At 62.7% G+C, this 13,051-nt stretch carries 12 protein-coding genes and 1 pseudogene; all 13 read right to left on the minus strand.

Annotation, left to right across the window (positions count from 1 at the left end; translation table 11 throughout):
• Positions 1-8 precede the first annotated feature (8 nt).
• Entirely contained in the window at positions 9-587 is a 579-nt protein-coding gene (locus BRD58_RS14535; protein ID WP_012849614.1) for a TPR domain-containing protein, read from the minus strand.
• The gene (gene nrfF, locus BRD58_RS14540; RefSeq protein WP_012849615.1) at positions 584-967 is read right to left on the minus strand and encodes a heme lyase NrfEFG subunit NrfF; all 384 of its coding nucleotides are present in this window, start codon (positions 965-967) and stop codon (positions 584-586) included. Before nrfF ends, BRD58_RS14535 begins: the two co-directional genes overlap by 4 nt.
• A complete protein-coding gene (locus BRD58_RS14545) occupies positions 964-2,658 on the minus strand; it encodes a heme lyase CcmF/NrfE family subunit (RefSeq protein WP_073383471.1) in 1,695 nt (564 codons plus the stop codon). Before BRD58_RS14545 ends, nrfF begins: the two co-directional genes overlap by 4 nt.
• A 38-nt stretch (positions 2,659-2,696) precedes the next feature.
• Positions 2,697-3,638: an NrfD/PsrC family molybdoenzyme membrane anchor subunit gene (gene nrfD, locus BRD58_RS14550; protein ID WP_069579240.1), complete on the minus strand. Its 942-nt coding sequence runs from the start codon at positions 3,636-3,638 to the stop codon at positions 2,697-2,699.
• Positions 3,635-4,306 (minus strand): 4Fe-4S dicluster domain-containing protein, encoded by a 672-nt coding sequence (locus tag BRD58_RS14555; protein WP_012849618.1) that lies wholly within the window; start codon positions 4,304-4,306, stop codon positions 3,635-3,637. Before BRD58_RS14555 ends, nrfD begins: the two co-directional genes overlap by 4 nt.
• Positions 4,303-4,889 (minus strand): annotated as a pseudogene (gene nrfB / locus BRD58_RS14560) (cytochrome c nitrite reductase pentaheme subunit). Before nrfB ends, BRD58_RS14555 begins: the two are co-directional and overlap by 4 nt.
• 42 nt (positions 4,890-4,931) lie before the next feature.
• On the minus strand, positions 4,932-6,380 hold the full coding sequence (nrfA, locus tag BRD58_RS14565) for an ammonia-forming nitrite reductase cytochrome c552 subunit (RefSeq protein WP_069579243.1): 1,449 nt from the start codon (positions 6,378-6,380) through the stop codon (positions 4,932-4,934).
• A gap of 449 nt (positions 6,381-6,829) precedes the next feature.
• Positions 6,830-7,054, minus strand: coding sequence for a zinc ribbon domain-containing protein (locus BRD58_RS14570; protein WP_015462209.1), 225 nt, complete (start codon positions 7,052-7,054; stop codon positions 6,830-6,832).
• Positions 7,055-7,063: 9 nt separating this feature from the next.
• A complete protein-coding gene (locus tag BRD58_RS14575; RefSeq protein WP_069579245.1) occupies positions 7,064-8,020 on the minus strand; it encodes an AEC family transporter in 957 nt (318 codons plus the stop codon).
• 260 nt (positions 8,021-8,280) lie between these two features.
• Positions 8,281-9,765, minus strand: coding sequence for a ribosome biogenesis GTPase Der (der, locus tag BRD58_RS14580; RefSeq protein WP_012849623.1), 1,485 nt, complete (start codon positions 9,763-9,765; stop codon positions 8,281-8,283).
• A gap of 134 nt (positions 9,766-9,899) precedes the next feature.
• Positions 9,900-11,078 carry an outer membrane protein assembly factor BamB gene (gene bamB / locus BRD58_RS14585; RefSeq protein WP_012849624.1) on the minus strand — a complete coding sequence of 393 codons (1,179 nt, stop codon included), beginning with the start codon at positions 11,076-11,078 and terminating at the stop codon, positions 9,900-9,902.
• A gap of 11 nt (positions 11,079-11,089) precedes the next feature.
• Positions 11,090-11,710, minus strand: coding sequence for a YfgM family protein (locus BRD58_RS14590; RefSeq protein ID WP_012849625.1), 621 nt, complete (start codon positions 11,708-11,710; stop codon positions 11,090-11,092).
• A gap of 13 nt (positions 11,711-11,723) precedes the next feature.
• Positions 11,724-12,998: a histidine--tRNA ligase gene (gene hisS, locus BRD58_RS14595; RefSeq protein WP_069579247.1), complete on the minus strand. Its 1,275-nt coding sequence runs from the start codon at positions 12,996-12,998 to the stop codon at positions 11,724-11,726.
• Positions 12,999-13,051 lie beyond the last annotated feature (53 nt).

Below are 13,051 nucleotides of genomic sequence, written 5' to 3' on the forward strand. Positions count from 1 at the left end.
CGTTGAGGCTATCCCTGCCGCTGCATCATGCGGGCGGTGGCGATAGCCTCGATCAGCTGACGCCGGTTAATCCGCGCAGATCCGCCGTCCAGCAAACGCTGCCATAGCCCGATCGCCCGCGGATAGTCCGCCAGCATAAACGCATCCGCCGCCAGCAGCATCAGCGCTGAAACCTCTGCCGGATCGAGACGCAGCGCCATGCTGATATCCTCCTGCACCTGCGGCGTCATCTGCTGCCCGGCATCGTAGTAGCCCGCCGCGGCCCGCGCCGCCCACAGCTCAGCGCTATCGGCGCGCAGCGCGATGGCCCGATCGTAGGCGCGCAGAGCGTCGCGACTCTGTCCCAGCCACAGATAGTGCTGCCCCAGCGCCGCCCAGGCCTCACCGCTGTCGGGTGCCGCTCGCACCGCCTCCCAGCGCTGCGTCAGCATACGATCCGCCTGCTGCTGGGGAGTAAACTGTCGCTGCGGATCGTCGCGCAGACGCTGCGCCTGCAGCACCGATGCCGCCCGTCCGCTCAGGCCATAGCCCGCCAGCGCCAGGCTCAGCGCCAGCGTCGGCAGCAAAAGCGCGCGCCAGAGGCTCATCGCCGCCTCCGCCATAGTCCGACGACGATCATCAACAGCAGCAGCGGCGGCAGTCCCCACAGCAGCGCCGTATGGCGATTGACGGCGGGTCGATAGCGCACAAACTCGCCGTAGCGCGCCGCCATGAAATCGACGATCTGCGCCTCATCTTGCCCCTGCGCCACCCGGCGAAACACCTCATGGCGCATCGCCACGGCCACCGGCGCATTGGACTCAAGCAGGTTCTGATTCTGGCACTGGGGGCAGCGCAGCTGGGCGGCGATGGCCAGCCCTTGATCGCGCGCCTGGGGCGAAGGAAACGCCCACGCATCCACCACCTGCGCCCGCGCGGCACCACACAGCAGCAGCAGCGCCCAGAGTCCCCCGCTAATGATTCTCATGGCTCCCTCCGTCGCGTCCGCAGACACAGCAGCGCCCCGGCGATCATCAGACCACCGCCGCACCAAATCCAGCGTACCCCCTGACGCAGGTACAGGCGCAGGGCGTAGCGATCGCCCTGCTTTTCCGCCATCAGGGCATACCACTCATCGCGCCAGCTCCAGCTGATGCCCGGCTCAAACATCTGCTGGTTACGAGCCAGATAGTGGCGTCGCTCCGGATACAGGCGCGCCACCGTCTCTCCCCCCCGCTGCACCCAAATCTCCCCGCGCTCGGCGGTATAGTTACCGCGCGCAAACTGCGTTACCTCCCGCAGGGTAAAACGGTACTCCCCCAGCTGCGTCGACTGCCCAGGCGCCAGCGCCACGCTGCGCTCCTGCTGCCCGGCGGCGTGCAGCCCGATCCCCAGCGCGCACAGCAGCGCCCCCAGGTGAGCCAGGCGCCCACCCGCCCCCACCCTATGCCGCAGCCCGCCATACAGCATCAGCGCCAGCGCCAGCAGCGCGAACGGCAGCAGTACGCCGTTAAAGTAAGGCGCGCCCACCGAAATCCGCCCCCAGCCCAGCAGACCGTACAGCATGGGATACAGCGTGCCGATCAGCACGATCAGCGCCGCGGCGCTGAACAGCCACAGGATCCCCTGCAGCGGCAGAGAGACCGGCGCCGTCACCGGCGTCAGCCGCCCCGCAGACAGGGCGTACAGCGTCAGGGCACCGACGGAAAGGCCGCCGAACAGCAGCAGCAGCGCCAGCGCGCGCGTCTCATCCAAAGCGAAGGCATGTACCGACAGCAAAACGCCGGAGCGCACGATCAGCGTGCCCATCAGGGTAAAGATCAGCGATGTCAGCGCCAGCAGCAGCGACCAGTGCGCCAGCGCGCCGCTGCGCCGGGTGACGCTCAGGCTGTGCAGCAGCGCCGTCGCGCTCAGCCAGGGCAGCAGCGAGGCGTTTTCCACCGGATCCCAAAACCAGAACCCACCCCAGCCCAGCTCGCTGTAGGCCCACCATGACCCCAAGATGATCCCGGCGCTCAGACATCCCCAGGCCGGCAGCAGCCAGCGCCAGCAGCCGTCAGCCATCGCCTGCGCCGTCTGGCGCGCCAGCAGCCCGGCCAACAGGCGGGCGGCGCACAGGGCCAACCCGCCATAGCCGAGATAGAGCAGCGGCGGATGGAAGATCAGCCCAGGGTGCTGCAGCATCGGGTTTAGATCGCGCCCCTCCGCCGGTGCGGGAAACTGACGCGCGAAGGGATCGCCGAGGGTGACGATAAACAGCAGAAAGGCGCCGACGATCAGCGCCATCAGCCCCAGGGTATAGGCGTTCGCCTGTGCCGCCTGACGGCGGGCGCACAGGGCATACAGAGCGCTCCATCCCGCCAGGCACAGCAGCCACAGCAGCAGCGACCCCTCGTGGCCGCCCCAGGCGGCGGCCAGCTTTAGCCCGCGCGCCAGCGCGGAATGGCTGTGCTGAGCGACATAGCGCAAGGAGAAATCATCGGTCAGCAGTGCCAGCAGCAGCAGCGCAAACCCCGCCGCCGTCAGCGCCAGCTGAGCCAGCGACCCGCGCCGTGGACATAGCGCGGGCAGGCGTCGCGCCCACGACGAACCGCTCGCCAGACTCAGCAGCGCCGTCAACAGGCTGACGCACAGCGCCAGCAGCAGGGCAATAAATCCCAGTTCAGGCCACCACAGCACACCGGCTCCTTAGGGGGTAGATTCGCCTCATCGCCAGCTCAGACCACCGTCAGCTGTCCAGCGTACAGGATGAACAGATGCAGCAGCAGCAGGCCGCACAGCGTTATTCCACTCCCCAGGAGGATGCGCAGGCGCAGGCTGCCCCGCGTCACCAGGCGCAGCATCAGGGGCAGGATAATGCCAATGCCGACCACGCCCAGCCACAGCCACCAGCTCCAGAAGCCGCCGTCCACCAGCGTGGCCAGCGCCCGCTGCTTAGCCGCGTCGCCCTGCGCGAGCCCCAGCACAAACAGCAGCAGCAGCGCCAGCAGCACGCCCCCCAGGGGAGCCTCGATACGGCGCAGGCACGCCTGCTCCTGTGCCACGTCGTCACCGTGCAGCCACAGCGAGGCCAATAGGGCTACCGCCACGCCACAGCTCAGTGCGGCGCACAGGAACAACGCGGGCAACAGGGGCGAGTTCAGCATCGGGTAGGACTTCAGCGCCGAGAGCAGCAGACCATTATAGATACCCAGCAGCAGCGCCAGGATCAGCAGGAGGATAGACAGCGGGCGACGCAGCCCCTGCAGGCGCGTCAGCAGCGCAGACAGGCGCAGTGCGCCCGGCAGCCGGCGCTGCAGCAGCCCGGTCAGCGCCGGCGTAAACCACAGCGCCAGCCACAGCAGCAGCAGCGGCAGGTAGAGCTGGAACAGCAGCACCCGCACGGAGAGCACCGAACTCAAGTTATAGTGCAGGCTGACCTTCCAGAACATCCACGGCCGCGTCAGATGCAGCGCCAGCATCAGCAGCCCCAGCATGACCGTCAGCGGCGCCAGCCACAGCGTGGCGCGCATCACCGCGCTGGCCTCTGCGCGCGCTCCGCGCCAACCGCGCGCCATGACCGCCAGCGCAACCAGACCGGCAGAAACGCTGACCAGAAACAGATCGATGGCGATGGGCCAATCCCAGACCAGCGACGGAAAATGAAACGGCGATGTCATGGGGTCACCTCCCCGTAGCGGAACGGAATGCGATACAGTTTCGGGCGGGTGCCCAGCGCCAGCTTGTAGCGGTAGCTCGGCTGCTCACGCAGCAGGCGGCTCACCGCGCTGGCGGGATCGTCGAGATCGCCAAAGGTGAGCGCCTGAGTCGGACAGGCCAGCACGCAGGCGGGTTCCTTACCCGCCTTCAGGTTGGTTTTACGGCAAAAGTCGCACTTATCGGCGGTGCGAGTCTGCGGGTGAATAAAGCGCACCCGATAGGGGCAAGCGGCGATGCAGTACTGACAACCGACGCACAGCTCGGGATTGACGTCGACAATACCACTGGCGGCGTCGCGGAACGACGCACCGGTAGGGCAGGCGTTGACGCAGGGCGCATCGTCACAGTGCTGGCAGGAGTGGCGAAAGAAGCGGTATTTCACCTCAGGAAACTGGCCGATGGGCTCGCTGCGGATGATCTCCAGGCGTGATACTCCGGCGGGCACCCGGTTAACCTCGCGGCAGGCTTCCATGCAGGCGGTACAGCCGATGCAGCGGTTTTCATCATACACCATGCCCAGCCGGACGCCCTGCGGCGTCACGGCGGAGGCCACCACCCGCGGCAAGGCGCCGCCGGAGAGCGCCATGACGCCCAGCCCAGCGATGAAACGTCGGCGGGAGCAACTCATGGGCGCAGCTCCTTACCCGGCATTTTCAGCGTCACCGCTGCCGGATCGAACGCCGGGTTATCCTGCTGCTGGCGGTGACAGTCTACGCACAGCGCGACGCGCTCGCGCTCGTTCAGCCGGATGACCGGATCCGACTGCGGATGCAGACTGTGACAGGCAGCGCAGTTCACCGCGGTCAGATGTACGTCGTGCGGCCAAAACGCCTTTTGCAGCTTCTCCGGTAGATGGCAGGACATACACACGCTGTTTTGCTGTGCTGCGCTGTGCCCATCGCGGTTGAAGCGCATCACGTCCGGCGCGCCGTCGCGATGACGTTCAAGGGAAACGTTGCCATGGCAGTTGCTGCAGGCGATCGCCGAGCCGGTATTGGGATTCAGCTCCTGGCTATGGCGCCCGTGCAAGCGATCCTGCGGCGTTTTATGGCAGTCCAGACACCCCTGATTGGGATCGCGCTGTAAAACGACCTCGGCCTGCTTGGCCGTCGCCCCCTCGCCCGCCGCTGGCGGGGTGGAGAATGACGGGGGGAAAGCAGCAGCCCACTGACCAGCGCCCCGGCGGTAAATAACGAACGCAGTAGATTCATGATGACTCCATCTGCAGTGCCCCGCAGCGCGGGGCGCAGGGGTTAATGGTCCAGGCGCCCGGCGCTGCGCGCCTGGGCTTCCCACTCAGGAACAACCGTATTCAGGAAAGTCTGCTTTTCCTGCGTAAACTGCTGCATATTCATCCCCAGCGCCTGCTGCGCCTGCGCCTTGGTGGAGATATCCGGCAGCGGTACCGCATCGTTGACGCCGTGCTTAGCCAGCACCCGTACCAGCTGAGTACGCGCATTGGCCGCCTTGTCCAGCGCGGTGCCCAGCATCCGCAGCGCGACATCCGGCGCATGCATATGCACGCCGTGGGAGGCAATAGAGAAGTCCCAGCGCCACTGGGCGTGGCGAATATCGGTCAGGATCGGCTGCATTTCGGCCTCGCTGGCGCCGGCGGCCCAGGCGGCCTTGGCCTCAAAGTGCGCCCGTACCAGCTGATCCTCGACCTTCAGCTTGATCTCATTAACATCCTGCTTGCGCTTGGCCACGGTCTGCTGCAGCGTCGCTTTATCCTGGGTATGGCAGGTCCGGCAGGTCTGCTCAAAGCTATCGAACGGATTGCCTATCTTATGGCTGGTGTACAGCTTGCCTTCGGCGTTCTGCACCTTCGGCATATGGCAATCGACGCAGGAGATGTTGTTCTGCCCGTGGATCCCAGCGCGCCACGTCTCATACTCTGGGTGCTGCGCCTTCAGCATCGGCGCCTTAGAGAGCGGATTAACCCAGTCGGTAAAGGCGATGCCGTCATAATAGGCCTCGATCTCATCGACGCTGGTGCCCTGATCCCAGGGGAATTTGACGGTTTTCTCTTTGCCGGAGAAGTAGTACTCCACGTGGCACTGACCGCATACCATCGACTGCTGATCGATGCGGTTGGCTTTATCGAACGGTTTGCCTATCGCCTCCAGCGCTCGCGCGGCGTAGGGGCGCGACAGCTGCAGGGCCGGTTTACCGGCGGCAAAGTCATCGGAGGCGGTGTTATGGCAGTCGGCGCAGCCCAGGGCGTTGACGATCTCCGGCCCACCGCGCGCCCAGGTGCCGTGGAAATAGGCCGCTTCACCCTGCTCGGCGATCATCCGCGCCACGTCCGGACTCTTACAGCTCCAGCAGGCCATCGGCTGGGGCCCATCCTCCGGCTTCATCGGCGCGCCGGTGCGCAGGGTCTCGCGCACGTCGGTCAACGCATAGGCGTGGCCGCGCGGCTTGTTATAGTCCTTGGCAAAGGCGTAGCCGGCCCACAGGATCACCAGGCGCGGATCCTCTGCCAGCGCATCGCTGCGCTCACTCTGGTCGGCGGTAGCCTTCCAGGAGGCATACTGGTCAGGGTGCGGCGCGGCGAAGCGATCGTTGCGCGCCTCGACCTTCGGCGGCGCCGTCTCTGCCGCGGCGGCGGCATCCGCGGTGGCCGCCTGAGCCCCCCCGCCAAACAGCGCCAGCGCGGCGCCGATCAAAATACGCTGCAGCGCATTGCTTACCTTAATCATAAGCATTCCATCCAGAGTTATATCCCTGTCGCACGGGTCATGGCACGCAGGTTATGAGTTATACATCGCACATCCGTGGGCATCAGGGTGAAAATAGATTCACCAAGTAGATAAAGTAATCCCAGCCACCGCGTATCGAGCAATATCACCCGACAACCGGAAAATAAAAAACACCCCACTCCGTGCGCAGCTTAATTTTTATTTGTCACGCCTAGCATGAATAGCAAAACCCGGATAAAAAATATTGTTTTCGATCAATGCGGATAAATACCACACGGAGCAAAGGTGTATTCTGTAATTTAAAACACGGAGAGAATGTAACAGGAGATTTATACAGAGAAATTATGCAGAAATTACGACATAAAGAATAAAATCTATAAAATCAAATCACAATAAATAAAAAATACCCCAATCGGGGTATTTAAATTCAATTTAAAATTAATCTGTATTTAGCAAGGAATATAGCGTATATGCACCTGCTTTTTAGAGATCAGTCCATGCCCATGCGAGCAGAAATAATCAACGGCGCCGCACGCCTTCAGCACCTGTAACGGCTGCTGACACTGGGGACAGAGCGCCTCGCGGCGATAGGCCAGGCGGCAGGATGGACAGAAAAAGCCCCCATCCTGCTGCCACTGTAGCTCATGCTGGCACTGCGGACAGCTAGCTTGCATCACACTCTCCTAAATAACGCCCCACTGGCGCAGGAAGTAAAGCCCCAGCGCCGTGGTAAAAAACGATCCCAGGGTCGTAATGGCGATAATATTCGCCGCCAGCGTCGCATTGCCGCCCATCGCCCGGGTCATCACGTAGCTCGCCGCCGCCGTCGGCGTGGCGCTCAGCAGAAAGATCACCCCCAGCGTAACATGGCGGAAACCGCAGAGCCAGGCGCCACCGGTCAGCAGCAGCGGCACCAGCAGTAGCTTGGCCAGCGAGGCATACCCCGCCACGTTCGAGGCGCCGAACATGGCGCGCCAGTCAATGCTGGCGCCGGCGCACAGCAGCGCCAGAGGCAGGGCCATGGCGGAGAGGAAGTTGCCGGTCGCGTGTATTACCTGCGGCATCGCCAGGCCAGCCGCGCTCCACAGCAGCCCCAGTACGATAGCGATGATCAGCGGATTGCTGACGATCCCACGCAGCACGGTGCGCCAGCCGATCCCACGCTGAGCGTCGCCGTACAGCGAGCGCGTCAGGGTGATCACCGACAGGACGTTGAACAGGATCACCGTCACTGCCATGTAGAGCGAACCGATGGCAACCCCCTCGCTGCCGTAGGCGCTGGCGCAGTAGGCTAGGCCGACGATCGCCGTATTGGCGCGAAAGCCGCCCTGAACAAAAATCCCCCGCTCACGCGGATCGCGTACCAGCCAGCGCGATACCCACTCCAGCAGGAGAAAGCTCAGCAGCGTCGCTCCGGCGCCATATAGCACAAAGGGCAGATTCTGCCGCAGAGAGGCCTGTGCGGTGGCGATGCTGAAAAACAGCAGGCAGGGCAGCGACAGGTTAAACACCAGCCGGGTCGCGCTGTCGCAAAAGCGATCGTCGAGCAGCTGGCAGCGGCGCAGCAGTATGCCGATCAGCAGCATCAACAGGTTAGGAACGGTAACGCCAAAGGCAAAACTCCAGGTCTCCCAGGACATAGCACATCCTTGTTACAGGCGGGAAGGATATTGGGCGGCGCAAGGCCGAATCCGTCGACTGAGAGGGGCGTCGCATCCGCGCGCGACCGGGCCGCCGTAGGTGCTCACTCACCGACGGGAACCGCCAGGGCCCACTCCCGCCACGCGTGTCACGTGGGGTCAACATGACCGCCAACGACGCCCAGAGCAGGTATGATAAATAGCCTAACATAGGGCCGAGGCAAAAAAAACGGGACACAAACGTGTCCCGTAATTAACGATTACTTCGCCTTTTTCAGGTGGCTCAACAGACGCTTACGCTTACGCATCTGGTTTGGCGTCAGGGTGTTGCGCTTATTGGCAAACGGGTTATCCCCCTCTTTAAACTGAATGCGGATCGGCGTCCCCATCACGTTCAAAGAGCGGCGGAAGTAGTTCATCAGGTAGCGCTTGTAGGAGTCCGGCAGATCCTTCACCTGATTACCGTGGATCACCACGATCGGCGGGTTATAGCCCCCGGCGTGCGCATACTTCAGCTTCACTCGGCGCCCGCGAACCATCGGCGGCTGGTGGTCATCCTGCGCCATAGTCATAATGCGGGTCAGCATCGCGGTGCTGACGCGGCGGGTGGCACTTTCGTAGGCTTCCTGAATCGATTCGAACAGGTTGCCCACGCCGCTGCCGTGCAGGGCGGAGATGAAGTGGATGCGGGCGAAGTCGACGAATCCCAGACGCAGATCCAGCATATCCTTCACCTGCTCTTTGACCTCCAGGCTCAGGCCGTCCCACTTATTGACCACCACCACCAGTGAGCGCCCACTATTGAGGATAAAGCCGAGCAGAGAGAGATCCTGATCGGAGATCCCCTCGCGAGCATCGATCACCAGCAGCACCACGTTGGCATCTTCAATCGCCTGCAGCGTCTTGATGACCGAAAACTTCTCAACGGTATCCGTAACCTTGCCGCGCTTGCGCACCCCGGCGGTGTCGATCAGCACGTATTCGCGCTCGTCACGCTCCATCGGAATATAGATGCTGTCGCGGGTGGTGCCCGGCATGTCATACACCACGACCCGGTCTTCGCCCAGGATGCGGTTGGTCAGCGTGGACTTACCGACGTTAGGACGCCCGACAATCGCAATTTTAATGGGCTGATTGATGGGATCAAACGCATCTTCCTCCTCCTGCGCCTCGCCGTCGGCGTCTGCCTCCAGCGCGGCCCAGTAGGCTGCGTTCTCTTCTTCTTCGCTCAGCACCGGCGCCGGCTCTTCCGGTGGAATAAACGGGACCAGCGCATCTTCGATAAGCTGGGTCACACCGCGACCATGGGAGGCTGCGATAGGATGAACCTCCCCCATCCCCAGGGCGTAAAAGTCCCCGATGGCCACCTCGGCGTCAATGCCGTCGGTTTTGTTGGCAACCAGGAACGTCGCCTTATCGCGGCTGCGCAGATGGCGGGCAATGGCCTCGTCCGCCGGCAGCAGGCCATCGCGGGCATCGACCAGAAACAGCACGATATCGGCCTCTTCAATCGCCATCAGCGACTGCTCCGCCATGTGGGTCTCGACCCCATTTTCGGTGCCGTCGATACCGCCGGTATCGATAATGATAAACTCGTGACCGTTTACTTCAGCACGACCATACTTGCGATCTCGGGTCAATCCGGGGAAGTCGGCGACCAACGCATCGCGGGTGCGTGTCAACCGGTTGAATAAGGTGGATTTCCCCACATTCGGGCGCCCGACCAGCGCGACGACAGGTATCATTGTTGAAGCCTCTATTACGTAATGTCATTCCCCGCCGCCGTCGACAACGGGAAAATATGCAGAAGACGAAACGGCCCCTGAGGTCATCAGGAGCCGTTCCGGGCGGCGGAAGCCGCCCTATATCATGTTATAAATCAACGGGAGATGGCGTAAACTTCACCATCGCGCGCCTGAATAATCAGGTTATCGCCCGCCACCTGTCCGGCGCTGAGCAGGCCGGAGCCGTTCAGCTTCTGCTCAACCACCAGACGACCATCGTCCGGGTTGATCCAGTACAGGTAACCGTCGGCGTCACCGACCACCAGATAGCCACGGTACAACACCGGCGCCGTTACGCCGCGGTGCAGCAGCTCGCTGTTTTTCCACAGGGCGACGCCGCCGCTGGTGCTCATGGCGGCGACGCGGCCATCCTGATCCACCAGATAAATACGCCCGCCGTCGACGATGATATTATTCACCCCGCCCATATCGCGTTTCCAGACGATCTGGCCAGAACGCAGATCCAGCGCGGACAGGCTGCCGTTGTAGCCCAGGGTATACACCACCCCGTCCACTACCACCGGCGTCATATCGATATCATTCAGGCGATCGATCTCGGTCGCACCGGTCGGCTGAGCCACCCGCTGCTGCCAAATCATCTGCCCCTGCTGCAGCAGCACCGCGCTGACGCGGCCATTATCACCGCCGACGATAGCAGCGCCATAGGCCACCGCCGGAGCGGATTCGCCGCGCAGAGTCAGCGACGGAATATCCAGGCTGATGGTCCACTTGATCGTACCATCGCTCTCATCCAGCGCCTGCAGCATACCGTTAGAGGTGTGGATCAGCACTAGACCGTCGCTGACCACCGGACGGGAGATCGCCTCGCCGGCTACCGTGGTTTTCCAAGCGACGCTGCCGTCATCGCTGTTCAGCGCATAGACGACCGCGTGCTCAGAGCCGACATAGACCTTGCTGCCGGAGACGGTCAGGCCGCCGGACAGCAGCGCGTCGCTGCGGGAGAACCAGCCCTCTTTCTCGCCAAGATTCACCGACCACAGCTTCTCGCCGTTTTCGGCGTTCATCGCCATCACCAGCCCCTGACGGTCAGCGGCGTAGATATGGTTATCCTGAAACGCCGGACGCAGGTGGGAATAGAAGTCACCGACGCCGTTACCTACCGAGCGGCTCCATACCGTCTGCGGCGTAAACTGGTTCTCTACCTGCGGCAGCGGGGCCATGACGACCGTATCCGTCTCGCCGCCGAACCAGGAGCATCCGCTCAGCATGGTTGCTGACAGTAAGCCGACCAGGAGCGTTTTACGCAATTGCATCGATTATCCCCTTAGCTGGATAAATTATTCAGTTTCATCCGCAGCAGCGCCTGCAGCGACTGGGAGGCGCTCTCCGCCAGCCCTTTGCTATAGGCCTCACGCGCGCCCTTGGCGTCGCCTTTCTTCAGCAGAACGTCGCCGCGTACATCCTGGGCCAGCGGCTGCCACCCTTTGGCCGTGACGCCATCCAGGGTTTTCAGCGCCGCATCCAGCTGATTCTCCTGCAGCTGTACCCGCGCCAGGCGCAGGTCGCTCAGGGACTTCAAGTTTTCGTCTTTGGCCTGCCCCGCCGCCCAGACCAGCTGGGTCTGGGCCTTGGCGAAGTCAGACTTCTCGACCTCATACTGCGCCAGCTGCAGCGCCGCCAGTACGCCGTAATTGTTGCCATTCTCTTTGATAAAGGCTTCGCTGAGCGCCACGCCGTCCTGCTTACCGCCGCTCAGCGCCTCGCTGGCCAGCTGATAGGACTGGGAAGCCTGCGCCATGTTGGCCTGCTGATGGCCAACCCAGTAACGCCAGCCGAGCAGCGCGCCGACGCCAATCACCACGCCCACCACCAGCGTTTTGCCATACTCCTGGAAGAAATGGCGGATGGCATCAACCTGTTCGTTCTCTGTGCTATAGACTTCCACTGTTTCCTGCTCCTTAGCCCAACAGGGTCGCCAGCAGCGTCGCGGCCTGATCCTGCGCCACGGTCTGCTGTTCACCGCTTGCCAGGCACTTCACGTTCACCTGACCATTCTGTACTTCGCTCTCGCCCAGCACCAGCGCGATGCGGGCGCCCCATTTATCGGCGCGGGCAAACTGCTTCTTGAAGTTACCGCCGCCGTAGTTAGTCATCAGACGCAGCTGCGGCAGTGCGTCGCGCAGCTGCTCCGCCAGGCGCATCGCCGCGCTTTGGGTCCCTTCACCGGCGGCGATCAGGTAGACCTCGACCGCGCGCTGCGGCAGGAAATCCGGGTTGACCGCCTGAACCAGCAGCACCAGACGCTCCAGCCCCATAGCAAAGCCTACCGCCGGCGTCGCATGTCCCCCCAGCTGCGCCACCAGACCGTCGTAACGGCCCCCTGCGCAGACGGTGCCCTGTGCGCCAAGGCTCGTGGTCACCCACTCAAATACGGTACGGTTATAGTAATCCAGCCCGCGCACCAGACGCTCGTTGACCGTATAGGCGATCCCGGCGTCGTCCAGCAGACGGCACAGGCCGTCAAAGTGTTCGCGGGAGTCGGCGTCCAGGTACTCAGACAGGCGCGGAGCCTCATTCAGCAGCGCCTGTACCTGCGGATTCTTCGAGTCCAGCACGCGCAGCGGATTGCTGTACATGCGACGCTGGCAGTCCTCATCCAGCTGATCCTTATACTGCTCCAGATAGGCGACCAGGGCGTCGCGGTAGGCTGCGCGCGCCTCCAGCGAACCGATGGAGTTCAGCTCCAGCGCGACGTGATCGGCAATCCCCAGCACCTTCCACCAGCGGGCGGTCATCATGATGATTTCCGCATCGATATCGGGACCGGCCAGGCCGAACACTTCCGCCCCCAGCTGATGAAACTGGCGATAGCGCCCCTTCTGCGGACGTTCGTGGCGGAACATCGGCCCGATGTACCACAAACGCTGCTCCTGATTGTACAGCAGACCATGTTCGATACCGGCGCGCACGCAGCCAGCGGTGCCTTCCGGACGCAGGGTCAGGCTGTCGCCGTTGCGATCCTCGAAGGTATACATTTCTTTTTCAACGACATCGGTCACTTCACCAATGGCGCGTTTGAATAACGGGGTCTGCTCTACAATCGGCAAACGGATTTCGCTGTAGCCGTAGCTGGCCAGCACCTGCTTAAGCGCCGCTTCAATCGGCTGCCACAGCGCCGTATCTGCCGGCAAATAGTCGTTCATGCCACGAATGGCCTGGATATTCTTCGCCACGTCAACTCTCTATGTAATTTGCAAAAACTGGCCCGATTATAGAGGGATTCACG

It is taken from the genome of Edwardsiella piscicida (assembly GCF_001896205.1).
Taxonomy (GTDB): Bacteria; Pseudomonadota; Gammaproteobacteria; order Enterobacterales; family Enterobacteriaceae; genus Edwardsiella; species Edwardsiella piscicida.